Source organism: Lysinibacillus sp. FN11, assembly GCF_024628845.1.
In the GTDB taxonomy this organism is placed as follows: Bacteria; Bacillota; Bacilli; order Bacillales_A; family Planococcaceae; genus Lysinibacillus; species Lysinibacillus capsici.
In genome coordinates this window covers 2,681,851-2,705,297 of record NZ_CP102383.1, presented here as the reverse complement: position 1 = coordinate 2,705,297, position 23,447 = coordinate 2,681,851, and the positions used below count along the sequence as shown (strand labels likewise).

At 34.8% G+C, this 23,447-nt stretch carries 27 protein-coding genes and 2 pseudogenes; 16 read left to right on the top strand and 13 right to left on the bottom strand.

What is annotated here, in order from left to right:
• Positions 1-112: 112 nt before the first annotated feature.
• Positions 113-1,117, bottom strand: coding sequence for a hypothetical protein (locus tag NP781_RS25680; protein WP_221680025.1), 1,005 nt, complete (start codon positions 1,115-1,117; stop codon positions 113-115).
• A 90-nt stretch (positions 1,118-1,207) separates the two neighbouring features.
• Positions 1,208-1,411 carry a helix-turn-helix domain-containing protein gene (locus tag NP781_RS14455; RefSeq protein ID WP_221680027.1) on the bottom strand — a complete coding sequence of 68 codons (204 nt, stop codon included), beginning with the start codon at positions 1,409-1,411 and terminating at the stop codon, positions 1,208-1,210.
• Between the two features lie 168 nt (positions 1,412-1,579).
• Between NP781_RS14455 and NP781_RS14450 the strand changes: the two genes are divergently transcribed.
• Positions 1,580-2,470 (top strand): helix-turn-helix domain-containing protein, encoded by an 891-nt coding sequence (locus tag NP781_RS14450; protein ID WP_221680029.1) that lies wholly within the window; start codon positions 1,580-1,582, stop codon positions 2,468-2,470.
• Positions 2,471-2,597: 127 nt separating this feature from the next.
• Entirely contained in the window at positions 2,598-2,852 is a 255-nt protein-coding gene (locus NP781_RS14445) for a hypothetical protein (RefSeq protein WP_257520221.1), read from the top strand.
• A 425-nt stretch (positions 2,853-3,277) separates the two neighbouring features.
• On the opposite strand, the gene NP781_RS25675 is transcribed toward NP781_RS14445, so the two are convergent.
• The gene (locus NP781_RS25675; protein WP_373880556.1) at positions 3,278-3,472 is read right to left on the bottom strand and encodes a tyrosine-type recombinase/integrase; all 195 of its coding nucleotides are present in this window, start codon (positions 3,470-3,472) and stop codon (positions 3,278-3,280) included.
• A gap of 729 nt (positions 3,473-4,201) precedes the next feature.
• On the opposite strand from NP781_RS25675, the gene NP781_RS14440 reads away from it, so the two are divergent.
• Entirely contained in the window at positions 4,202-4,543 is a 342-nt protein-coding gene (locus tag NP781_RS14440) for a DUF2834 domain-containing protein (RefSeq protein ID WP_009373792.1), read from the top strand.
• Between the two features lie 261 nt (positions 4,544-4,804).
• On the opposite strand, the gene NP781_RS14435 is transcribed toward NP781_RS14440, so the two are convergent.
• Complete coding sequence (locus NP781_RS14435) at positions 4,805-5,008, bottom strand: hypothetical protein (protein WP_257520220.1); 204 nt, start codon at positions 5,006-5,008, stop codon at positions 4,805-4,807.
• A 302-nt stretch (positions 5,009-5,310) separates the two neighbouring features.
• Between NP781_RS14435 and NP781_RS14430 the strand changes: the two genes are divergently transcribed.
• The 6 genes from NP781_RS14430 (at position 5,311) to NP781_RS14410 (ending at position 9,384) form a co-directional block, all read left to right on the top strand.
• Positions 5,311-6,027: a hypothetical protein gene (locus tag NP781_RS14430; RefSeq protein WP_221680040.1), complete on the top strand. Its 717-nt coding sequence runs from the start codon at positions 5,311-5,313 to the stop codon at positions 6,025-6,027.
• Between the two features lie 224 nt (positions 6,028-6,251).
• Complete coding sequence (locus NP781_RS25670; RefSeq protein WP_081456915.1) at positions 6,252-6,380, top strand: polymorphic toxin type 50 domain-containing protein; 129 nt, start codon at positions 6,252-6,254, stop codon at positions 6,378-6,380.
• Between the two features lie 19 nt (positions 6,381-6,399).
• Positions 6,400-6,681, top strand: coding sequence for a hypothetical protein (locus NP781_RS14425; protein ID WP_202341260.1), 282 nt, complete (start codon positions 6,400-6,402; stop codon positions 6,679-6,681).
• A 543-nt stretch (positions 6,682-7,224) separates the two neighbouring features.
• Positions 7,225-7,464, top strand: coding sequence for a hypothetical protein (locus tag NP781_RS14420; RefSeq protein WP_257520219.1), 240 nt, complete (start codon positions 7,225-7,227; stop codon positions 7,462-7,464).
• Between the two features lie 499 nt (positions 7,465-7,963).
• Positions 7,964-8,353: a tautomerase family protein gene (locus NP781_RS14415; RefSeq protein ID WP_257520218.1), complete on the top strand. Its 390-nt coding sequence runs from the start codon at positions 7,964-7,966 to the stop codon at positions 8,351-8,353.
• A 236-nt stretch (positions 8,354-8,589) separates the two neighbouring features.
• Positions 8,590-9,384 carry a GH25 family lysozyme gene (locus tag NP781_RS14410; RefSeq protein WP_257520217.1) on the top strand — a complete coding sequence of 265 codons (795 nt, stop codon included), beginning with the start codon at positions 8,590-8,592 and terminating at the stop codon, positions 9,382-9,384.
• Positions 9,385-9,591: 207 nt separating this feature from the next.
• Here the strand turns inward: NP781_RS14410 and NP781_RS14405 are convergent, their stop codons facing one another.
• The 3 genes from NP781_RS14405 to NP781_RS14395 all read right to left on the bottom strand — a co-directional run bounded on the left by NP781_RS14405 (position 9,592) and on the right by NP781_RS14395 (position 11,007).
• Entirely contained in the window at positions 9,592-9,726 is a 135-nt protein-coding gene (locus NP781_RS14405; protein ID WP_004226973.1) for a hypothetical protein, read from the bottom strand.
• Between the two features lie 353 nt (positions 9,727-10,079).
• The gene (locus tag NP781_RS14400; RefSeq protein WP_255600686.1) at positions 10,080-10,625 is read right to left on the bottom strand and encodes a GNAT family N-acetyltransferase; all 546 of its coding nucleotides are present in this window, start codon (positions 10,623-10,625) and stop codon (positions 10,080-10,082) included.
• 13 nt (positions 10,626-10,638) lie between these two features.
• A complete protein-coding gene (locus NP781_RS14395; protein ID WP_257520216.1) occupies positions 10,639-11,007 on the bottom strand; it encodes a hypothetical protein in 369 nt (122 codons plus the stop codon).
• A 116-nt stretch (positions 11,008-11,123) separates the two neighbouring features.
• Here NP781_RS14395 and NP781_RS14390 point away from each other — a divergent pair, with 116 nt between their 5' ends.
• The 7 genes from NP781_RS14390 to NP781_RS14360 all read left to right on the top strand — a co-directional run bounded on the left by NP781_RS14390 (position 11,124) and on the right by NP781_RS14360 (position 16,344).
• Positions 11,124-11,876: an SMI1/KNR4 family protein gene (locus NP781_RS14390; protein WP_257520215.1), complete on the top strand. Its 753-nt coding sequence runs from the start codon at positions 11,124-11,126 to the stop codon at positions 11,874-11,876.
• Positions 11,877-11,934: 58 nt separating this feature from the next.
• On the top strand, positions 11,935-12,273 hold the full coding sequence (locus NP781_RS14385) for a cupin domain-containing protein (RefSeq protein WP_257520214.1): 339 nt from the start codon (positions 11,935-11,937) through the stop codon (positions 12,271-12,273).
• A gap of 86 nt (positions 12,274-12,359) precedes the next feature.
• Positions 12,360-13,043, top strand: a complete 684-nt coding sequence (locus NP781_RS14380; RefSeq protein ID WP_257520213.1) for a VOC family protein — start codon at positions 12,360-12,362, stop codon at positions 13,041-13,043.
• Positions 13,044-13,112: 69 nt separating this feature from the next.
• On the top strand, positions 13,113-13,523 hold the full coding sequence (locus NP781_RS14375; protein WP_257520212.1) for a GNAT family N-acetyltransferase: 411 nt from the start codon (positions 13,113-13,115) through the stop codon (positions 13,521-13,523).
• 18 nt (positions 13,524-13,541) lie between these two features.
• On the top strand, positions 13,542-14,531 hold the full coding sequence (locus tag NP781_RS14370) for a zinc-dependent alcohol dehydrogenase family protein (protein WP_257520211.1): 990 nt from the start codon (positions 13,542-13,544) through the stop codon (positions 14,529-14,531).
• Between the two features lie 311 nt (positions 14,532-14,842).
• Positions 14,843-15,865: a DUF1835 domain-containing protein gene (locus NP781_RS14365; RefSeq protein ID WP_257520210.1), complete on the top strand. Its 1,023-nt coding sequence runs from the start codon at positions 14,843-14,845 to the stop codon at positions 15,863-15,865.
• Positions 15,866-15,915: 50 nt separating this feature from the next.
• The gene (locus NP781_RS14360) at positions 15,916-16,344 is read left to right on the top strand and encodes a GatB/YqeY domain-containing protein (RefSeq protein WP_202341256.1); all 429 of its coding nucleotides are present in this window, start codon (positions 15,916-15,918) and stop codon (positions 16,342-16,344) included.
• 78 nt (positions 16,345-16,422) lie between these two features.
• Here the strand turns inward: NP781_RS14360 and NP781_RS14355 are convergent, their stop codons facing one another.
• The 6 genes and pseudogenes from NP781_RS14355 to NP781_RS14330 all read right to left on the bottom strand — a co-directional run bounded on the left by NP781_RS14355 (position 16,423) and on the right by NP781_RS14330 (position 23,192).
• A complete protein-coding gene (locus NP781_RS14355) occupies positions 16,423-18,120 on the bottom strand; it encodes a methyl-accepting chemotaxis protein (RefSeq protein ID WP_257520209.1) in 1,698 nt (565 codons plus the stop codon).
• Positions 18,104-19,746 (bottom strand): annotated as a pseudogene (locus NP781_RS14350) (aspartate aminotransferase family protein). The gene NP781_RS14355 and the pseudogene NP781_RS14350 overlap by 17 nt, the downstream one beginning before the upstream one ends.
• A gap of 337 nt (positions 19,747-20,083) precedes the next feature.
• Complete coding sequence (locus NP781_RS14345; protein WP_221680054.1) at positions 20,084-21,226, bottom strand: FAD-dependent monooxygenase; 1,143 nt, start codon at positions 21,224-21,226, stop codon at positions 20,084-20,086.
• Between the two features lie 22 nt (positions 21,227-21,248).
• Complete coding sequence (locus NP781_RS14340; RefSeq protein WP_221680055.1) at positions 21,249-21,836, bottom strand: TetR/AcrR family transcriptional regulator; 588 nt, start codon at positions 21,834-21,836, stop codon at positions 21,249-21,251.
• A gap of 133 nt (positions 21,837-21,969) precedes the next feature.
• Positions 21,970-22,329: pseudogene (locus tag NP781_RS14335) on the bottom strand (polysaccharide deacetylase); the annotation flags it as partial.
• A 137-nt stretch (positions 22,330-22,466) separates the two neighbouring features.
• Positions 22,467-23,192, bottom strand: a complete 726-nt coding sequence (locus NP781_RS14330; protein ID WP_257520208.1) for a hypothetical protein — start codon at positions 23,190-23,192, stop codon at positions 22,467-22,469.
• Positions 23,193-23,447 lie beyond the last annotated feature (255 nt).

Below are 23,447 nucleotides of genomic sequence, written 5' to 3'. Positions count from 1 at the left end.
CTTTCTATACTCTTATTATAGCATATCTACATACTTGAGTAAATAGATATTGTTGATTTATTTTCCTGTTATGCTAAAAATTTTCATAAAAAAAGCCACTCGTTTGAGTGACCTATTTTTTACTAATTGGTACAACAACAGTAATATCCTCACCAATCTTCATTGAATCTTTTGATGTCGGTTCAAATACAAATTTTAATTCATTAACACCTTCTAAACCTTCTTCACCAAGGTCAAATATTACTTCACCTTTTTGTATTACTTTTCCCATAAATTCCGATTCAAAAGGAGAAATCATAACGTTAGCCCTAATTTGTCGTTTAGTATCAGTAATCATAGTTGCTGTATCAGGATGGAAACTAACTGTATCATCAGATAGATTTTCTCCAGTCATGGATAAGATTAAAACGTTTGTTTCAGCAGCAGTTTCTATTAAATCAGGATTATCAGCAACCAATCTAGCTGTTTTGATTTGATCAATAGAGAACTCTACATCAGCGCTTTTGTATTTATCTGTTGGTGCAGTATAAAAATCAGAAATGGTATAGGTTCCTGCAAAATCATCTTTTACTACATCACCGACTTGTGCATCTGTTAGGTTTTCAGTTTTATTTGCTTTACTTTCTTCTGATATTTCTATACTAGTAGAACCAGTTACAGCTTTTTCTAGAGAAGCAGCATATTTAGCAAATTCATTATCCTCCATATCACCGTTCATTTGAATTAAGAACAATCCACTTTGGTGTGTGTGGGAATAAAACATCGGACCAGAGTTACCTAATTCATCATAGTAACTTTTAGCTTTTTGTAAGTCTTCTTCACTATCAAATAAGAATAGTCTGCCTCCTGCATCTGCTCCAAGCGAAGGAATTAAAAGTCTTTTTCCTTCCTTACGAATATTACCAAATTCATCATTTGGTAAATCAGATACTTCACCTAATTCTAAATTATCGTCCTTGAAATACTTAATTACATCTTCAGTTGTTTTAGCTAATACCTTCTGTTCTTGCTGAGTGTCTGAATTATTATCTTTAGGTTTTTCACTTGTAGAGCTATCTCCACAACCAGCTAATCCTAAACTCAATACTAATGCAGCACTAAAAATTAATTTTTTCATTGTATGTAATCCTCCCTCTATATTTCCATTTTAGGAAATTCCGTGGTGAAAGTACATATAAAAAAACAGACAACCTTATTTAGTTATCTGTTACTTAATCTCAAACATTTCATTCATATCTGTAATTTCAAGTGCTTGTAGAACTTTGGTGATGTGTTCACGATTAATCGAAGTTCTTCTGTTAGTTGCAAGTTCACTGATCACTGTACGTGTTAATCCTGTTTTTTCTGCTAATTCCACTTGGGACATTCCTCGTTCAATTAACACTTCTTTTAGTTTTACTTTTAGTTCCATGATTTCACCTCTTTAATTATATTCTTCTTAAATCTCATTATACACAAATCCATAAATTTAATAAATAATTTTTATTAAATACTTGAATTATTAAATTTAATAATTTATACTCAAATCAATAAATAATGATATTTAATAATCTTTTCTTAGAAATGAGGTGAAAAACAAATGGCATTCGAATACCTAGCACAATACATAACATTCGATTCAGTAGCAGATATGGATAAGAGTGTGGAGGACCACATAGCGGTTCACTATTACGACTTAACAGAATCGGAAAGAGCAATCATATTCAAACTTGCATCACACAGCTTAGAGTATCCTGGAGTATGCCATTTAAAAGCTTCGACTATTGCTGCTTCATTGGAGATCAGCACAAAGACAGTTTATCGATCAATGAAGAAATTAGCAGAGTTAGGCATCATCGAAAAAGTACCGAGTACTAAATTAAACGGCATCAAAGGGGCTAGTATTTATCGCATTTTACCTTATGTCCCATCGAGCGTGTCCCAACGAGATACAGCACAGGCCATCAATAATGACGCGGTTTCCGAGACTTTTACAGAAAACCAATCATCTAAATCTTTTAATCATTTATCTTTTAAAACAAGCACTTTACAAGAAATATATAATAATGCTCACACTGAAAAAGAAGCTCATAAGGAATACATGAACGAGTACCAGGTTATGCTATTTGATTTCATGAATAGCTTGCCATTAGCAGATAACTTAAAAGACGAATTGCACAAGGTTGTATTAGCTTCACAAGTAAATTCTGTGGATGAATTTATAAAAGCTAAGAACGTGCTATTTAAAATTGCTATGGATATTAAAGAAGGTATTTTAACAGTTACAAGCACCTTAAGAGCCGTATTTGTAGGAGCGTTTAATAAGGCTGTAGAGCGTTCTATTAAGAAGGTGACTAATTCATCATCTATAGAAGAAACTCCATATAAAGAACGTCCAGTGCCTTTCTATAACTGGCTGAATGAGCGTGATAGCCTTCCACAATCATTGGTGCATGGTGAACCATCGTTAGATAATTGGCTGGAGTGGTAAATAGAAATAGTTATCCAGATGAAAGTACTTTGAGGTATTATTAAATTAACGGTCAGGTTAATACAAGAAGGTTTTTTTATAAATTTGAATACTTATTGAAATAAGTAATATCAAGGGGAGGAATAAGATGAAAAAGAATTTACAGAAATTTGGTTATGTTTTATTTATTTCAGGTATTTTTTTATTCGGTTTAATGCATCTGGCGATTGCTTTATTCATTCCTAATTTAACGGGTTGGGGTGACCCGCCTGGTAAACTTGTGACAGTTCTAAATGAAATAATTGGATGGGTTCCTTATACATTAAGTATTATATTATTTTCAATTGGTGCATTGATTATTATTTATGATTTATGGCAAACAAATCAAAGTGAAAAAAGTTAATATTTTATTGACAGATGTATTGATTAAATAAGGGAACCCAATATTCGTTATAATGTTAATGGAGTGCTTAGTTAAATAATCCATAAAAAGACCACTCCGTGATTGGTGGTCTTAAATTTTCCCCATCATATCCCCACCAGTGGTAGAAAATAAATAGAGATAAAATGAATATACAACTAGATAAAATTAAATAAAAAAACAACCGACAACTCCTTATATATCATAGGATTGTCGGTTATATAGAAATCTAAAAAGATACGCCTGAATACAGCATTTCTATAGGAGGCATTCATGGCTGTGCTGAAGATGGATGATTCGAAATAATATTGATATAACAGGGTTTATAGGGGTTTAAGCAAATAGTTTTGTATCAGTTGGATGGAGATTGCCCCGATTTGCCACCGCATTGAAATTGTGCCAGTAATTTATAAATCCTTAGCGATGGCATCAAAAATATCGGTAGCATCTCTTGCCATCTTCTGTGTTAAATGGACATAGCGGTCTTCAGTAATGGCTGATCGGCTGTGTCCTAATCTTTTTTGAGCAGTTTTTATGGGCTGTCCACTTTCAATTAACATCGTTGCATGAGTATGATGTAAAGAATAATAATTGAAATCGATGCCTAGTTTTTTGGTTAGATCTCTTGTTTGATACTTTATAACAGCAGGGGTGTAATGTTCTCCGTTTTCTTTTTACAAACAAAATCGAGATTTGGATCTTAAGATAGAATTCGCCATACTTCAACCGATTTTCAATTTGTTTCTTTTTGGCTTTCTTTAATGAAAGGGGCTAGTATTTATTGCATTATCCTTATGTCCCAACGAGAGACAGTCGAAGAAGCTAGTAATGATGCGGTTTGCCCTCCACAATCTGAAAACCAACCATCTAGTTCTTTTAAGGTAAAAAGCATATAATATTATGATTCTTGGCAGTAAATTAGCTTAGCAAGCTGAAAAGAAAAAGGAGTACATGAACGAGTACCAAATGATGCAGTTCGATTTCATGCACTCATTGCCATCAGTTGATGAATTGAAAGACCAACTTCACAAATGTATCTTAGCTATAAAAATGAACGATGTACGTGTCTTCGTGAATGCTAAGGACTTTTAATTAATATCATCCGTGATATTACGACATTAACGATTACTAGTACATTTATAGCAGTATTCGTAGGAGCATTTAACAAGACTGTAGAGGCTTTAAAAGTTAAGCCTATTCAATCATCTATAGAAAAACCTCCTCCTATTGAGCGTCCTGCACATTTCTATAACTGGTTAAAGGAAATATGTATTTAAATTAATTTTTTATGAGGTATGTTTAAAATCATAGAGAGGGGAAGATTAATTTAAATGAGAAAAGTGTACTTGTTATTTGCGATTATCGGCACAGTATTTCCGTATTATTTTTTGTGGCAATTCTTGAACGAAAACGGATTTGATTTAGGGTTATTAATAGATTTATTATTTGCAAACTCGATATCGACCTTCTTTGCTGTTGACTTTTTTATTTCATGCTTTGTTTTTATAATCTTTATGTTTAATGAGTCAAGAAAGTATAACATTAAAGAAAAGTGGATATGTCTATTAACTTTGTTTACAGTTGGTTTATCGCTGGCATTACCGTTATTTTTGTTTTTCAGAGAGCCATACATAAAGAAAGAAGTGTTGTTAAACTCCAATGAAAGAAAGTGAAAATCTTACATTTTCTATGGTGTAGTATTGATTTTGTGGTACATGGATGGCAAACGAGAGCTTAATAATTCGTAAGAAGACCACTCCGTAATGAGTGGTTTTTTTGTATTCATTTAGGTGTGATGGACGGAGTATTTGAAAACGAAAGTAGATAGATGGAATAAAACTAGCTATTGCTTAAAACTATTACCTGTAGCTTTAACGTTTATAAAACAAAGTTGTTGAAAAAAGTTATGATCCAGCCAATGGTATTTTCTCATACTAGATACAATGCTGGTTTAGTTGAGACAGATTTATAAATTTAGCAATACCGTCTGTCATCTCCATTACGAGTTGTTTTTGAGTCGTTCGGCGTAACAAAACGACAGGAATACCAAATTTAATGGCTAATAATTTATAGCCTAAAGTACCTTTTAAATATTCTATAACATCAATTATTTTAAATTCATCGCTATATTTTGCCATATGAAAACACCCCAAAGATTAGATTTTTAAACTCTAATTTTTGGGGTGCAGCACCTGAGGGATCCTAAACTTTCCCTTATCATACTTATAGCAAGGCTGAGGAGTAGTCTAATATTAATGCATTTTATAGAAAAGAAACACTATATAAAAAACGTTAAATCCCTTTTTATAATTAGTAAATATTGACCTAGTTTGGAGGTTGAGCTTTTATAATAAATGGAAATAGTTATCCAAATAAACTTTATTTGAGGTATTATTAAAAGGGTTCTAACAAAATTGAACTAGAGGGAGGAGTATGTAATATGAAAATACGAAGCGTTATTATAACAATTGTCGCACTTTTATTTGTAATTATTGCAGGATGTAGTTCAGAGACAGAAGAACAGTCTATGGGCGAAGTTGAAAAGGAAATTCATACGCAAGAACTGGTAGAGTCTATGTTCAGTGAGGACAGCCTGGAGGCAGCGAAAGAAAGAATAGAGGAACGAGGCGGCTCAGATTATATGACACCACCACCTGAGTATACTGCTATCGGAGAAAATCAATCAACTGTAGTAGAACTTAAAGAGTCGGACATTTTAGACGGAGAAGATTCTAGTTTTGAAAATTATGACAACGTAGGAGAAATACGTCTTGATACGTTAGAGCTGGACTCTACTTTTGAGGATCAAGATACATATATAAATGTAATGCTTACAGAACTAGGAATGGAGAAAGCTTACTATGCAATGCGTAAAACTTTATTGTGGACAGCCGGTAATCCTCCAGATGGACTCGAAAAACATAGTGATGGCACTCTATCTTTTTATCTAAGTAAATACTCCGAGCTTATAAATTGTCACTTTCAGAGTGCTAACCCTGACGTGAAAGAAAAAATTATTAGAAACATGCAGAACGCTTATAAAAACAATACACCTATAATTGTCTACGGAGAATTTGAGGAGTTTCTAGACGAAGAAGGATACGCTGGCTATCGTCTTATCATACATCGAATAGGCTTTAAAGAAGTCATAAATTAATAAAAGAATTTGATAAAAATCCTGAATTATTCATGGAAATGATGTTTAGAAATTTGCCAATTAAGACCACTCTGTTATGGGTGGTCTTCAATGTTTTCTTCCACCTTCATGCCACCGTGTTCAGAAAATAAACATGACATATTAGGACATAAAGAAAAAATATAATGAGCATTTCTGCGAGCTTATTGAAAATTATGCTGGAAAAGGTAATATGATAAATGTAAATAAAGAGGAACTTCGGAAGAAAATTTGGTGATTACTTTGATTCCAAAACCAACCATTATTTAACTACTCAAAATGGTATAATACATAATAGTAAAGCAGACGCTCATATTGTTCCATCTGCACCTTAAGAAAAGGGGAAGTGGGAAAATGATTTATGATAATGCAGTTTTAAAGCTGCTGGAGTATGGGATATCAAAGCCGAGATTAGAAATTATGTGGAAAGATGGAGAGACTAGTATTTGTGAAATCGACACTTTCTACGACTCTGATAACGGGTTAGAACTTGACGATGGTAGTTATGAAGAATATCATGTAGCACTAGTTAGAGATGTGTTTAATTGTCAATATATTGAAATTGGAACAGGTGAAAATAAACCTATACTTATTAGGATAGAGGAAACAGGGGAAGTAATTTTTAAAAGTGACTGATTTTCTTGCAACTATTGAAGAAAATTATGGCGTAAAAAATGATACACAACGTAGTAATTAGTAATAATAATGCCCAGTTACTTGATTTTATTGTGTACTAGGGCATTTTTGTTTTGGCTACTATCACTTGCTTTCTTTTTAAATAGTTTACTGTGATTCTTTTCAAAGGTCTCGAATCTCCTACTTATAATTAAGTTATCTTTCCCTACTCTTTTTCAATTTTTCTAAATAATAAATAAACTGTTGAAATTATAATATAAAGTGTGACAAAATTTAGAAGCACACTATTTTCACTTTTACTGGCTATATATACGTATAACCCTACTACCATCGCTAAAATTAATGATTTGTATATTGAATTCATATTACTCCCACCTTTTCTCAATATTAGAAATAATTTTATAGTACTTTCATATAATTTTATATTAATATCCCTTTGTAATTGCAATCTCTTCATTTTTTGAAAAAAATAAAATATTGAATTAAAATCTATGACAATACATTCATCTAGATTATTTCTATTACTATGTAGGAGTTTATGACATGACTATTAAATGGAACAGAGAAGAAATACTTTTCGATACTCTATATGAAGCTGACACCTGGGCAGATTCAATTGCAAATGAAATATATGGAAGAATTTATAACGGCTATGATACTCCAGATTACAAAATAGCCTATTCGCTTGCTTTTAGATTAGCTTCTATAAAAGAGTGTAGGGTTTATACAGAAAGTAGTATTGAAGGTAGATATAAAGTTTGGGTCATTTTTGAAATTGAATAATAAAGACCAGGTGCTCATTTAAAATGGAGTAGCTGGTTTTTGGTAATTCGAGTTTCTTCCTTTTCAATTATATAAATGTAAAGGTGTAGAAACTAACGAAGCAACAGTATGTCCTGAGTTTCTCTCACTCTCTTTCTTTTCATGAGCTTTAAAGTAAATAGGCACCCACTACTTCAAACGTTAATTTGTACAATAATATATTTTATATCTATTTCTTTATCTGATTGGAACAACAGAATTTGTACTATTTGGATAACTGTTTCTACCTGAGCTTGCAGCGTATTGCAGTTATTATAGTCACAGTTAAGTAGAGTTATTACTTTGGGATTGTTGGTTTAAATAGTTCACATTTGTTTCATGAATAGATTGGGTGATTGTTTAAATGAAACCAATCATAGGAATTAGCTTGATGGTCATGTTGAAGAATTTTATAATATCGTTATAGAACAGTATTTGGTATTTGAGTTTAGATTAGTAAGTCAAGAAAGGTGAGAGGTCGTTGGGACAAATTAAAATTTATGGTGTTAAGGGAAGGTTAAATCCCATTAAGAAAACATTATCGAATATTATCCATTCTTGTATGGTGGACGCACTTGAATATCCACTAGATAAGAAATTTCATCGCTTTTTTCCTATGGACAAAGAAGATTTTTATTTTGCAAGTGAAAGAACTGAATCCTATACAATAATAGAAATTAGTATGTTTGAAGGTAGAACGATTCAAGCTAAAAAACAATTAGTAAAGCTACTATTTGAACGCATAAATAACCAATTAAATATTTCACCTCAAGATGTTGAAATTACAATTTTTGAAACGCCTAAACATAATTGGGGAATAAGAGGGTTACCTGGGGATGAATTAGCACTTAATTACAAAGTAAATATATGACATAAAGTATGACATAAAGTCGCTAATTTTTTAGCTAATTCGACTAACGAACACTCTGTGAAAAGTACTCCCTCTTTATTATTTAACAATTATCTGACCACTAAATAAAGAACCTATAAGGACTAGAATAATCTACATAACTATTATTTTAATGAATGATTCTAAATAATGCTTGAAGCAATGGGTTCGCTTCTATCCACAATTTATTTACTATTTTTTAGGGAGGGGACAATTGAATGAGTTATATCATAGACATTTCACATCATCAAGGAGATATTGATTGGTCTGAAGCTTATAAAGATGTTGATTTGGCTATAATCCGCACTCAATATGGTACAAGCACAATTGACCGTAAATACATTCAAAATATAGAAGCTTGTATTAAGTACAAGGTACCTTTTGGCGTTTATATTTATGTTACTTTTAAAAATGGTACTGAGGCATTGGAACAAGCAAAAGATTTCTATAACAGAGCAAAAAACTATAATCCACTATTTTATGTTGTAGATATCGAAGAAAGCTTTGGTGCTAGTGTCCAAAATATCGTACAAGGCACACAGGTGTTTATTGATTATTTAAAAAGTAAGGCTGTAAAAGTCGGACTATATACAGGCCATCATTTTTTCAAACCTTATCTGATGGATACCGTTAAAAATTATGATTTCTTGTGGATTCCTCGCTATAGTGGCTCTAGTTCACCTGGACTAAAGCCAAACTTTGCTTGTGACTTATGGCAGTACACAGATAAAGGGATTGTAGCAGGGATTAAAGGAACTGTAGATTTAAACCAATTAAATGGATCTAAGTCTTTATCCTGGTTCACAGATACGAATAAGAAGGAAATATCATTGTCTCAGTATGAAGAATTAAAGAAAGAAAATAAGCAACTAAAACAGGAACTTACTGAAATGAAAGAGTTGTTAGTTGGGAAAGCAGAATTAAAATCAAATGCTGTGGTATCACCAACACATAAAGAAGATTGGGAATGGGCCATTGAAGAGGAGTTATACGAGGAGATGGCAAGTGTATGAACCCTACAGATACACTCACAAGACAACAGATGGCAACGATGCTCAAACGTTTCTATGATAAATTTATTAAATAATAGCATTGTCTCGCCCATAAGTACCAGAGAACAAGCAAAAAATATTTTGCCTATTATGGAGCGATTCGTTAATCGTAAAAGGAATCACTGTTTATAGTGATTCCTTTCAAAGTGGGACCAACCTGTTTGAAATTTAATGAAACAATAGGAAAAACTTAGCTAGTAAAAAAATGGGGACTCCTACAATTATTACGCCTGCAAAGAAATAACAAAACAACATAAAAACATCGAAAACCGCACCAGCTAAATCATCAATGAATTTTAACATTTCATTCCCCTCCAAACATAATAAGTATTAGCATTTATAATCTCTTTATTGCTTACCAATCATCATACTGACCCAAAGTCTTTTTTAGCGTTTTATCCCACTTAATCAAGAGTCCCATAAATTTTTATTAGGATGATTTTCATCAGATGGTAACGCATGAAAGCTGGAAGTCACACTGAGTATTCATTGTAATTTGTCATACCCTAAACCACGAAGCTTGAGTATATTTCCTAATAACGACCCTGTAAATCTTTTGGAAAGTGTTTTATATTGTATGCATAAAGCATGTTATTGACTAATGATTTGTTATTTACATAGAGATTTTGTGTTATCTGATAGAGCATTTTTTCCTTCTATAATCGGAATGGTAGTGTTCGCTTCCATATCATATGGTGATTATTTGTTCCCCAATAGTTTTCAAGGACAATATCAGGCTGTCCAAATTTCTTCTGCCAGACCATTTGCGCTTGTTTATATCCACTATCTAAACAAAAACTAGGAACCCTTCGATTTTCTAACGTCAGGAGCATTTTTTGCAGTAGCACGGTGCCAATCCCACGATTTTGATAGTCAGGATGAACAAAAACGGTACCGATTTCTAGACAATTGAATAGATTCTCTTTGATCGTTTGTTGGATGATTTCGTTGGCTTGACCACATTCGATAGTGCCTATTATTTCATTGGTTTCTTCATTCAAAGCTAACCAGAAAAATCTTTTTTCGCCCTGGCTCTCTAAGTCCATTGCTACGTACTGTTTTTTCGTTTCCCATTCATGCTGTTGATCGTCCACTAGCTCTGCAATTCCTTCTTTTTTATAAGTATCCCGAATGACAAGATCAAAGAATTCGTGTAACGTCTGGATGTCCGATTGTTCTGGACGTCTAATAAGTAATTTCAAGATTGCTTGCTCCTTATAATGGATGTCGTCGGTGGTTTAGTAGGGATCGAGCTCGTTGCACATCCACATCTAGTAAGTCATTTATATCCTGCTGTACTACAGTCCATCGATCAAGTGCCAGCTGTAACCAATGATCGGAGGCATCATATTTTTCAGCGTGCCATAGCAACTCTCCATAACAAATGGCAGCACGAATAAATGTGATATGGTCATTCAGCAGATTTGCTAAATGAGTGGCTTGTTTGAGACATGCTTCCCCTTGTGTTACCTTACCATAATCTAAATAGCGAAGTGCTTTCAAAAATTCCGTGTTGGCTTGCTGTATTGTCTGTTCATTCATATGTTGCATGACAGATCGCTCCCATCCGTTATTTTTGTTCACGTTATGCCTACTATCAGTCTATTTTAATGATTATAACATGTTCCCCTTATTTGGTTAATAATGGGGTATGTTAAAATGCAAGAAAGACACTTGGTCATTAAAAGGAGAGAATTCCATTGAAAGATATAGAAAAGAAACTCGATGCAGTATTAGAGCAAATGCGTGATTTTATCGATGAGATTCAGGAGCGGGAGTCAGCCTATCCCATGGTTTTTTCTCATCAATCAGAAGAGGATATTAGCCAATTTGTGGATGGTGGGTGGTCATTGCCAGCAGAGTATGTTTATTTTTTGAGACATTATGTTGTTGAAAGGGTCACATGGGCTACAGGTGATTATATTAATCTAATGATCTATAGCGCAAGAGATTTAAAACGAGGGCAGGAGGGCTATAATTATAATCCGGTGACAGAAGAGGTGATTGTGGATTGGCCACATGATTATTTAGTCATCGCAACAGATGAAGGCGATCCCTATTGTCTGGATCTATCAAGAGGTGATACAGCTGTTTTTACCGCTCCTCATGGGACAGGCAGTTGGCATTTTTCAATGGCTTATGACAATTTAATTTTGTTCCTTGAAAGTGTACTGATTCCACCTGGTTTAGAAGAAATGTTGCCTGAAGAAAGTTCTATAGCGTACATTGAATTAACTATTACTGGGGAAGGAGAAGATAAACTAAAGACATTATTGTTGCTAAAAAAATTATTATCTTATGATTATTCACAAGCGAGAAAGGCTTTAGAACAGCCTCCGCTAGTAATTTATAGGGGAGTTGAAGCAGGTGCCTTAAAGTTAGAAGCCGAGTTACAGGATATCCGTGCAGATTTTCAAAAAAGGAAAATTAGCTTAGCTGAATTTATTGAATGAGGGAAATTAACAAGAATGATGGATATCCCTCCTCTAAAGCAGGAAAGGAAGTGTAATAATGAAAATTAACAAAGCATTAGCACAACACTATCAATGGGGAGCACAGTGTGATGGCTGGCATCTTGTACAAAATAGGGAGCTTAGTGTGATACATGAGAGGATGCCTGCTCAAACAGCTGAGGTAAATCATTATCACCATCATGCACAGCAGTTTTTCTTTGTTCTTTCAGGCACCGCTACAATCGAAATGAATGACCAAAGAATTGAGTTAAAGCAACATGAGGGAATTGAAGTACCTCCAAATGTACCACATCAAATGCGAAACGATTCACAAGAAGATGTAGAATTTCTCGTGATATCGCAGCCAAATAGCAGGGGAGACCGAGACCTGCCTTAACTGCACGAAAGTAAACTTCATTCTTTTGCATGAAGCCATTCTTATCAGCTGCTTGTATAGTAGGGGGTGTAAAGGGGTGTTTAAAGATGAAGATTACGAAGGTAAAATTATATGTCCATGATATGCAAAAAATAGAGCAGTTTTATGTTGAACTGTTAGGCTTTACTTTGTTAGAAAGAACAGCTGATTATTTTACAATAGTCGTGGGGGAAAGCAGGATGACATTTGAGAAGGTGCCTTCTAAAATGCCAAAGCAGTATCATTTTGCATTAAATATTCCTAGTAACTTATTTCAACAGGCAAAGATTTGGGCAAATGAGCATGTAGGCTTGCTGGATTCAGAGGGGCAGGATGAAGTCTATTTTGAATTTTTAAAAGCATATGCATGCTATTTCTACGATCCTGAAGGCAATATAGTGGAGCTTATTGCAAGACAGGAAATAAATCCAAAACATGCTGAGGTTAATTTTTCTGTAGAGCAAGTGTTACATATTGGAGAAATCAATTTAACGTCAGATGACATTCAAACTATTGCTGAAAAGTTAAAGGAGTATGCTATTAATCCTATAGCTAACAAGGAAATTCAACTAGATAGCCTTAATTTTCTAGGGAACTATGAAGACGGAGCCAATATCCTTTTAGGACCGAGTGGACGTCTTTGGTATTTTTCTGATAAGAAAGCAGTAATCAGCCCGATTAGTATTGAAATAGATGAAGCTTTACAATTAAATATGGATGAAGAAGGTCAATTAACGCTTCTGCAACTTTGACATCATAAACTTATCGTTGATTAAATATATGTTATTTTGTATATTTATTCAAAATAAGGAGGGTGTTATATGTATATAATCAAAGAAACAAATCCGACGATAGACTCGTATAAAGCATTGCACCAAACAACTGGTTGGAATGCAAAAGGGCTGTATACGTATGAACAATTATACAAGGCTATTTGTAATAGCTGGTTCAGTACATCTATATATGATGAAGAAAATCTAATTGGTTATGGACGTATTATCTCTGATGGTATCTATCAAACATTTATCTGTGATGTGATGGTGCACCCTGATTATCAACGAAAAGGTGTTGGCACAATGGTGATGGATGCTCTTTTAGAGCAATGTCAGAAAGAAAATATAAAATGGGTTCAATTATTTTGTGCTAAAGGTAAACAACCTTTCTATCAGAAGCTTGGATTTAAAGAACGTGAAATAGATGCTCCTGGTATGATGTTGTTTTATACGGAATGAATAAAGGAGCTAGAATCGTTGAAAGCAAAATGCCTAAAAATTTATGAATTTGGAAATCCGCAAGAGGTAATAAGGCTAGAGAATAAAACAATCGAGCCTCCTCAAGGTCAAGAAATTCTAGTTCGCATGTTAGCCAGACCGATTAATCCCTCAGATTTAATCCCAATATGGGGGAAATATGCTCATAGAATCACTTTACCAACTATACCTGGCTATGAGGGAGTAGGAATAATAGAAGATGTAGGACCGCTTGTTTCACCGAAGATTATTGGTCAGCGCGTATTACCGTTACGGGGAGAGGGAACTTGGCAGGAAGTAGTGAAAACGCAAGCAGATTTTGCAGTGACTATTCCTGACACTATGGATGATTTTACAGCAGCACAAATGTATATTAATCCAATTACAGCCTTCGTAACATGCTCAGAGGTACTTAATTTACAATCAAACGATGTCTTATTAGTAAATGCTTGTGGCTCTGCCATTGGACATCTCTATGCTCAACTTGCGAAATTGCTAGGCTATCAACTTATTGCTGTGACACGAAGTAATCAGCATACTGAAGAATTACTGCAACTTGGGGCAGCTTTTGTCATTGATACCTCTCAAATGCCACTTTACGAAACGATTATGGCATTAACAAATGGTAAGGGAGCAGATGCAGCAATTGATTCGATTGGTGGAGAGGCAGGCAATCAGCTTGCCTTCTGCGTAAAGCCCGAGGGTATATTTTTAGCTATTGGTCTTTTATCGGGTATTCAGGTAAATTGGACATACATTGTGAAGGAAGCAAAGGTACAGGCGAGGATGTTTCATTTACGCCATTGGCAACGTCAGACGTCCATTGAAAAATGGCAACAAACGATGCAACAACTTATACACCTTGTACAGGATGGCTCCTTAAAAATGATGAATGTACATGCTCATTTTCCATTATTGGATATCCATAAGGCAATTTATGCTGTTGAGGGAACTAAAAAAGGAAAGATATTTTTAACGAATGTTGATTAAGTAACATACTACCATCGTAGTTGGGCTACTACGGGTAGTATGTTTTTTTATAGGAAAATGAGTGTTTTAGCTCTGAAGAAAATAGTTCATACATTGGCCTGCTCCAAATAGTGAGAAAGCCGCTCAAAAGAAGTGAGCCCCCGCTCCAAAGAGTAAGAAACCCGCTCAAAGTAAGTGAACCTCCGCCCAGATTAAAGAATTCACTAGCAATAGTAATAACCTATCATTTTATAAAACTAACTAAATTAGCAATTTGAGGTAATAAAAAGGTATGATAAGGTTAGGTGTTTTTAAATAAAGGAGTACAGATGATGGAGAAGATCAACCAACTAAAACAGTCAATACAACGATTGAGTGAAGCTGATGCGAAGTCGATGCTTCTTTTAACTTTAATAAATGAACAGTCAAGAGACAGCATGTTACAGTTTTTATTACAGCAGGCTGTGGAGCGGGATCCTTCAAAGGTACAAACGGTGCATATTGTATTCGGTCATTCACCTGGGGGGAACATGAAAGCAGCCTTTCGTAATCCTGACTATGCTAAGTCCGAGGAGATCATTGTTGTGCCAGGTAATTTTTCTGTTGGTCCTTTGAAAAATGTACATACATGGGACGGGATTGAAGCACGTTATCAATGGTTGGAACAGCGCTATACAATAGAAGAAGATGGATTGATTATATGTGAGCGGGAGATGAAGGAAGCAATAGAGAAAATTAAAAATGTCCCCCCTCATCAGGATATAATGATTTGGACTTGTCAAAATGCTCATGAGCAAATAGGACTTCGACTCGTTTTGGCGATGCTCGAACAGAAAACAAATGCTATCTATGTATTAGATACTTTTCAGTTATTTCATGAGTTATATACTTTACCACAGTTAGCAGAGGATCATTATCCAAGATCGACTGGAGAGGTCAGCACAGAGGATTTACTTTACTTTTATGAACACTTCCAAGGAAGGCCATTAAAAGAAGCATTGAGGCACTCCCTATGCAAAGAAGGGCTAAATCTGTTAATGGATGATTACGATTGCATACATACATGGAAATATCATGAACTTTGGGGCAATAATAATGAGGATAGAGAGGATGACTTGATCATTGCCTGTGCTAAACGTTTACAGGAAGAACAAGAGGAAACTCATTACCAAGTTGCCGCTAGGTTAATTGGAGAGGTACTGGGGCATATGGAAGAATTGAGAGAGGTTGAATGGATTGACTATCGTCTACGCCAATTAATTCAGCAAGGCATTTTTACTTATGAAGGCGAGTTAAAGGGAATATTACACTATAAAGTAAAGTTAGCAGACGCAACGAACTATAATCCTTCGTGATTTTTATGATATAATTTTTTTGATATAGACGGTTAGAAGGAGTGAGATCATTGTTAAAAACAGAAGTATTTGAACAATTAAAAACGGCAATGAGAGAAAAAGATACATTAGCGAAGGGTGTATTATCTCTTTTAAAATCAGCATTAGATTCAGCTGAAAAAGAAAAGGGAGAGGCTTTAACAGCTGAGGAAGAAATGGCTATTATTAATCGAGAGGTCAAACAAACAAATCAGGCTTTAGAAGGAGCACAAACGGCTGGGCGAGAAGACCTAATTGAAAAAGAGGAAGCCAAATTGACACTTTTGAAATCCTTTTTACCAAAGCAATTATCAGAAGAAGAAATTGCAGACAAATTAGTGGCAGCGGGTGTTGGAAAAGGAATGAACATGGGAGAGGCCATGAAAATTGCAAAACCATTGCTGACAGGTCAGGCTGAAGGTGCCGTTATTTCAAAAGTTGTGAAAAGTATTATTGCCTAAACCTTTACCATTTTGGTAGGAGAGTTTAGAAAGAAGAATCCGCTATGCCGAAAATGGGCATAGCGGATTTGTTATATTTTATAACTGGAATTTTTGAATGATATTGCGGAGCTGTTGAGCCATTTCAGCTAAGTTATTAGAGGAAGCTGTTATTTCTTCGATACTTGCAGATTGCTCCTCAGAGGCAGCTGCTACGTTTTGAATATTGCCTGAAGCTTGTACAGCTACAACTCCCACTTGTTCAACGGAACTAGCGATACTGCTAACACCTTCATTGATATTGGACATCACGTTATTGACATGGTCCATTTCCTTTGTAAGTGCTGTGACGTGGGCATAGATATCAGCAAATGCCTCGCCAGATGCATTGAATGTTGTTGAGCTTTCGGCAAGATTACTGCTACTGATAGCCATTGATTTGACAGCTTGTGCAGATTCCTCTTTAATAGTTTCAATACGTGTACGGATACTGTTAGTAGCCTCTAAAGATTGATCGGCTAATTTACGGACTTCCTCCGCCACAACAGCAAAGCCTTTACCGTGTTCACCTGCACGCGCTGCCTCAATCGAAGCATTTAATGCAAGCAAATTCGTTTGATCCGTAATTTGGGTAATCAATGTCACAATATCCCCAATTTCATTTGTATATGTGCTTAAACGTTCTACTACAGCTGCTGACTCTTGAATAGCCTGAGATGTTACGGCCATTTTTTCAGTAGCATCTTGTATCGTAGTGTTGCCCTTTTCTGATATAGCAGATGCTTGGAATGCCTTATCTGTAACATCGGTTACACTTGTCACTACCTCTGACATTTTGTTAGAGATGGTTGTAATATGACTATCCACTTCTTCAATCGAAGAGGTTTGCTTTTCTGAACCCGCTGCCACCTCTTGCATAGAAGAGGTAATTTGCTGAATGGATGCACTTGTCTGTTCGGAGCTTGCTGTTAATTCCTCCGACATTGCGGCCACTTGTTCAGCATTTTGAGCGATTTGTGTAATTAACGAACGCAAATCTTCCGTCATGTTTTCAATGCCTGATGAAAGCTGGGCGATTTCATTGGAACCTTTTATTTGAAGTGGTTCGACAGTTAAATCACCCTGTGCAACTTGACCAACATAGCGCGTCATTTTTTTAATTGGCTTTGTAATGCCCACACTAATAAAGTAAGCAACGATTATACCAAAAATTACAAAGACAATCGTTAAAATAATACAAATCCAAAGTGTTTCCGTTTGTAGCTTAGAAATGAAGGAAGCATCCATATCTAAGCCGAAAATAATATCTGTATCTTTAAATGGGATAAAAATGGATTTATGGATACCATACTCATCCTTGTAAATATCGCTTGTTTGTGTGTTGCCAGATGCTACGGCTTCATGCATTTTTTCACTAAATACATAATCTTGCTGATGATTGTCGGTATTACTTAGTGCGACGATATGCTCCTTACCGTTTGCTTTAGAAAGGACATAGGCGTTTTCTATATCATATTTTTTAACCGTTGCATTCAATTGATCCAAAAGCTTTTTGTATTTATCAGGGCTACCATTATCCGCTGCTTTTACATCATTTTTCTCAATATCTTCAAAAATCGTGGTCGATGTAATCTCTAAAGTAGATTCAAATTGTTTAATAACAAAATTGTCAATAATGCGGTAAGAAACGGCAAATAACACAATACTAAAGAGCAAGGAAATAATCGCTATTGGAATGGTGAAACTGGCAATATATTTGTAGAGTAAAGAACTCTTAAATTTACTGACGATACGCAATGTGTGACGCCTCCAGTACTTTAAGCTTTTGCTGTAAGAAATGAATCATATTAGAGATATGTTCTGTCTCTGTATAAGGTGAGATAGAGAAAAACTTTGCCGCTGCAACTGGTACTTGCTGTGTAGTATCACTAGTACTAACCGTGCAAACGCGCGTTGTGTCACCAAAGAATACTTCGTCTCGACCTTCTCCAATAATTTCAAAGAATGAAGCATTGATACCGTTTATGTGTTCTAATTGGTCTTGTGTATAGTGACCAGCTTGTTCAGCTTGCCAATTCATGCCGTCTGGATATAAACGGAACGCTGTGACTGGCCCAATATTGGATTCATTAACCACCTGTAGCATTGGTGTTTTTTCAGCTAATTGAGCACGGAATGCTAAGTTCACACGTACATAATTAGCTAATAGCTGTTGATAGCCTTCCTTACCGAATGCCTGCAATGCAGCAAAAATTGCAATGGAGCTACCCATACGAGAGCATTCTAATGTATAGCCAGTATGATAAGAGCCATAACCACGATTGCCTACATATGGCGTATCAAAGTCCTCAATATCTAGTAGCTGTAAACTTTTACCTTCCTTAATTAAGAATAGACTAGTTAAATAAGGAGTTTGACCAAGCTTTTGGAAGTCAAAGCATAGGCTATCCGCAATGGCTAAATGTTGCATACGTTCATGGATTTGTGCTAATCCTTGTAAAACCTCTGCCTCGAATTGGAGTGGATTTTTATTATAATCATAATCATTGAAGAAGGCATAAAAACCACCTAAAGCCGAATCAGCATGAATATGTACTGGTTGTAAGTTGTATTTCTTCTCAAGGGTTGTTGTGACTTCTTTGATGGCTTGGATATCATCAATACCAAATTGATCAGTAGCACCTGTTGTCGCTACTACATAAACAGGAATACCGCCATTTTCGATGACTTCTGTCATACGTACACGTAAGTCTTCCACATCCATCGAATGATCTTTACCCGCTTTTACCCGCACTAAATGTTTACTGCCGATACCCACTGCTTCTACTGATTTTAAAAGACTGTAATGGGCATTCTCTGAAGCAAAGCAATATAAATTAGTAGGAACACCATCTTCTTTTGCTTGAGGGAATTGTTTTGCAATGGCAAGACGAAGTCCACTGAAAACAGCACCTTGTCCACCCCACGTTGTATAGCCAAAACTTTTTGTATAGTCATAGCCCACTAATTTAGACATCATTGCTACTACTTTAACCTCACACTCAGCAGCAGCAGGGCCATAAACATCCCATAAATTATTGCCATTCAATAGCGCATTTGTAAACTGTCCTAACACTCCAGGAATACTTGCCATTGGTAAAACATTTGTTACAAAGTTACGTGTATGATAAGGGTGTCCTTGCATTAAATGTGTCAATTCTTGTACAACTTGATCTAGTCCAATCCCAGTTGTTGGCACTTGATGCTCTTGCATAAGCTCTTGATAAAAATTAGCCGATCGCTCTTTCATTGGACCAAGAGTTGTCTTATTTGGGTTCTTTAATTCATCTAATGAGGAAACAATTTTCTCTAATAGGGACAAAAATTCTCTCTTTGTTGGATATTTCCATCTTCGCTCTGGAATAATTGTTGGATATTTTGCATATTCATCATCCTTTTTATAGTTCATATTTCCTCTATTTTTACTTTAATAAAAATAGGACATTATACTAAAAGTATAATAGCATATTTTAGCAGAGATGGTGATTATATTTTACTGAAAAAATATTTATAGACATTTCTGAAAAATCTAAGTTTTATTTACAAATTCTAACTATGTTAATGCGGCTTAATTCTTAAAGAAATATCTTGAGATGAAAAAGGACGATAATATTATTATAAGAAAAACTTTAAGCACTATTACTTTTTATCTATTTGCCTAGTTAAAAGAAAAAATCTGCACAAAGAAAATGCAGATTTTAAGCGTTTTGTTATAGTTGGTTTATTTTGTGGTTTCAAAATTATAGACATGATGTGCTTGTTTTTGAATCATTACTGGAGGTGTTAATTTTAATAACTTATTTCTTAGGCTAATTAAAAAACGATTATTCATCTGAGCCATTTTGCCAATATTCCATGATTGCTTAGAGATTGTATTTACTTTTTCTTTTCGATGGGCATTGTAGTTGGCAAATGCTTGAGTGATATTTTCATACTTATTAAGATATTCTGCTAATATTCGGGCATCTTCGATTGCTTGACATGCCCCTTGCCCCATGTTGGGTGTAACTGCATGCGCAGCATCCCCAATAAAAACGGTACGATGATGATAGAACTTATCCATTGGTACAATATCAAACACATCACGGTGGATCATTTGATGTTCATCCGTATTGTTTAATAAAATTGGTATTGGAAAATGATAATCTTTAAAATGATTAAATAAATCAGTAGTAGTAAATTTTATATAATCAGCATCATTGGGCTTTGCATTGACAAGAGCATACCAATAGACTTGATCATTTGGTAATGGAACTAGCCCGAATCGCCCCTGTGAGCCCCATGTTTCGAAAAATGATTCCTTAATATTGGGTATTCCTTTTGTAGCAATTACACCACGCCAGCATGTGTAACCAGCATAGCGATACGAACTATTGGGAAATAGTTGCTTGCGAATAGGGGAATGAATCCCATCAGCAGCAATTAAAATGTCGCCAGTCACAATACTATTATCTTCGAATGTCACCTGTACACCTTGCGAATCCTGTATGACATGTGAAAAATTTTTGCCCCATTTAACAGTGTTTGGCCTTAATGCTGACAAGAGAATATCATGTAAATCCTTTCTGTGGATGGAATACATGTATTGATAACTAGAAGGAATCGTAAGTTTATTAAGCATCTTACCTTGCTCTGAAAGGATATGGAAGCCATCACTTGGATTTCCTCTTTCCTTAATTGTTTCAGCTAATCCGAATGGCTCTAGAGCTTTTAAAGCGTTTGGTGCAATGATAATACCAGCTCCTGCAACGGTAGGTTTTGAAGCCCTTTCATAAACTGATACATCCATGTCCATTTTCTGCAGAGCTACAGCTACACTTAAACCTGCTATTCCACTGCCTACTACAATAATTTTTTTACGCATTCTTATCCTCCATTCTTTTAAATTATTTACTAATGCCTTTCCAAACAATGTCTAAATGTTGTTCAAACAAAGCTTCTATATCTTTTTCTTCACTTTGCTGTAAAGACCAAGATAATAATGTGTGGAAATATGTACTGATGATTGAAGAGGCGATAATAGTTGTTTCATGCTCACTTTGTAAAGTGCCATTTATTTTTGCTTGTTCAACAATGCTTTCTATGCTTTTTTGTAACTTTTGAATACTGTTGTATTCGTTTTCAACTAAATAGGAGGACTTCATAATTTCCATAACAACTAGCTTCATTAATTCACCATGCTCTGTGAGCCTTTTCAATAAATCACCCAATAACACTAAAATGAGCGCTTTAGGGTTTTCTATATATTGATAATGATTTAATTGCTTTGTTAGTTTTTCTAATTGTGATGTACCTAAATAAAGTAAAATGTCATCTTTCCTTGAAAAATAATTGAAAAAGGTACCTTTAGCAATGCCACATACCGAAACAATTTCCTGAACGGTTACAGCCTCATATCCTTTTTCCTTAAATAATTGAATAGCCTGTAGAAAAATATGCTCTTTTAACTCTTTTTTACGCTCTGCTCTTAGCATTTCTGAAATGGGCTCCTTTATAAAAAAAATGACCGAAGTCAAAATATGACCATGGTCAATATAATGTTTAATATTACTTTTTGCAATAATATGTCTAGCTTATTCATAAAGTTTTCAAAAACATGAAACAATCTCATGACGCTTTAAATTTGAAAAGGTCATCTACCGTGACAAATGTATAGCCCTCATCCGTAAGGGACTGAAGAATGCCTTCTATAGTCTGTAGTTCATTGTCAGTTTGATCATACATAGGGTGCAATAAAATAATGGAGCCTGGTTGAATGTTTTCCTTTACATAATTTATTTTATCCTCTGTCTTTGTAAAGAACGTGTCAGGCTCTAAGTTCCATGTGATGGTCTCGCGTTGATGTTTATTTAAGTAATAGGGAAAGCCGATTAACTTTTTACCATATGGTCTTACTACGGGTGTTTCTTGATAGCCGATATTGGCAATAAGGGCATCTGTTTTTTCTATTTCCTTTTTAATAAAGGAGCATTCCTGTTAGAAGGATTTTCAGGGGCTTGAAAAAGAAAAAGCCCTCTTTTATGATGCATGAGTGTCAACGGGAAATTGATTCATTATCACATAGGAGGACTCCAATTATGCATTCTAATACGAACCAAGATTAATCAAGTCTCTGAAAAAACACTCGTCATCGAAGCGACAGCACCTACAACATTTCCACCAAATATTACTGACGCACACGCAGCACTACATATTTGTTTTGTCAGTTCAGGTGCATCATACCAATAGTTTTTTAAGCATTCCCATGAATCACTCCAATAACCTGCTTTAGCACTGTTAGTTGATAAAAGGGAAACTTCTGAGTTTTCATCGAAATATACTTGTTTATCAATTACTTTATTTGTACTTGCTTCAATAGTCATACCAAGCATGTCTTCGTTATTCAATGTTGCATAAGTAACATTGATTTCATTATTCTCTACATCTAGAGTTGATTTCATTATGATAAATTCACCAACTTCACCAGTTGTTTTATCATAAGTAGTCAGTAATCGTATATCAAAACTTTCATTGTTCTTTTTATAAGGAATCATTAATCCATCTTTATTTTTACCGTAATCCATATACTCAGTATTTTGCCAATCAAAGTCTTCTCTACTGTATTCACTATGTGTGAAATTCTCTGCAATATCTAAATCCTGTTTCACTTCATTTACAACTACTGAGTCATTAAGGAAACCATTCTTTTCAATTTGCAAAGGTGCTTGTTGTGAGCAACTATTACAATCAGTAGTTTCATTTTTTTCTTTAGCTAAAGCACCTAAATTTACAGATAGGGGTTGAAATGCTAAAAACATAACCATTACAAAAAAGATTAGTTTTTTCTTCATTTACTATTCCTCCTAAATTTAAATTTACTTTTTTTTGAAAAATTTGTACCACGGGGTACCTATAAAGAAAACAGCAAACAATAGGATAAGAAAATCATAGGTTTGTATCCCATCTGAAAAAAGGATAAGCAATACGGCTATAAATGCCAATACTCTAAGTAGGACTGATTTTTTCATTTAAGACCCCCATTCTTTTCTAATATTTCGGGAACGGTTGATATACAAAAACCATTAATGGAAAATTCTAACATTAAA

Coding starts and splice junctions, on each gene's coding strand:
- NP781_RS25680 (WP_221680025.1), bottom strand. CDS start 1,117: ATGAAAAAATTAATTTTTAGTGCTGCATTAGTATTGAGTTTAGGATTA.
- NP781_RS14455 (WP_221680027.1), bottom strand. CDS start 1,411: ATGGAACTAAAAGTAAAACTAAAAGAAGTGTTAATTGAACGAGGAATG.
- NP781_RS14450 (WP_221680029.1), top strand. CDS start 1,580: ATGGCATTCGAATACCTAGCACAATACATAACATTCGATTCAGTAGCA.
- NP781_RS14445 (WP_257520221.1), top strand. CDS start 2,598: ATGAAAAAGAATTTACAGAAATTTGGTTATGTTTTATTTATTTCAGGT.
- NP781_RS14440 (WP_009373792.1), top strand. CDS start 4,202: ATGAGAAAAGTGTACTTGTTATTTGCGATTATCGGCACAGTATTTCCG.
- NP781_RS14435 (WP_257520220.1), bottom strand. CDS start 5,008: ATGGCAAAATATAGCGATGAATTTAAAATAATTGATGTTATAGAATAT.
- NP781_RS14430 (WP_221680040.1), top strand. CDS start 5,311: ATGAAAATACGAAGCGTTATTATAACAATTGTCGCACTTTTATTTGTA.
- NP781_RS14425 (WP_202341260.1), top strand. CDS start 6,400: ATGATTTATGATAATGCAGTTTTAAAGCTGCTGGAGTATGGGATATCA.
- NP781_RS14420 (WP_257520219.1), top strand. CDS start 7,225: ATGACTATTAAATGGAACAGAGAAGAAATACTTTTCGATACTCTATAT.
- NP781_RS14410 (WP_257520217.1), top strand. CDS start 8,590: ATGAGTTATATCATAGACATTTCACATCATCAAGGAGATATTGATTGG.
- NP781_RS14405 (WP_004226973.1), bottom strand. CDS start 9,726: ATGTTAAAATTCATTGATGATTTAGCTGGTGCGGTTTTCGATGTTTTT.
- NP781_RS14385 (WP_257520214.1), top strand. CDS start 11,935: ATGAAAATTAACAAAGCATTAGCACAACACTATCAATGGGGAGCACAG.
- NP781_RS14380 (WP_257520213.1), top strand. CDS start 12,360: ATGAAGATTACGAAGGTAAAATTATATGTCCATGATATGCAAAAAATA.
- NP781_RS14375 (WP_257520212.1), top strand. CDS start 13,113: ATGTATATAATCAAAGAAACAAATCCGACGATAGACTCGTATAAAGCA.
- NP781_RS14365 (WP_257520210.1), top strand. CDS start 14,843: ATGGAGAAGATCAACCAACTAAAACAGTCAATACAACGATTGAGTGAA.
- NP781_RS14345 (WP_221680054.1), bottom strand. CDS start 21,226: ATGCGTAAAAAAATTATTGTAGTAGGCAGTGGAATAGCAGGTTTAAGT.
- NP781_RS14340 (WP_221680055.1), bottom strand. CDS start 21,836: ATGCTAAGAGCAGAGCGTAAAAAAGAGTTAAAAGAGCATATTTTTCTA.
- NP781_RS14330 (WP_257520208.1), bottom strand. CDS start 23,192: ATGAAGAAAAAACTAATCTTTTTTGTAATGGTTATGTTTTTAGCATTT.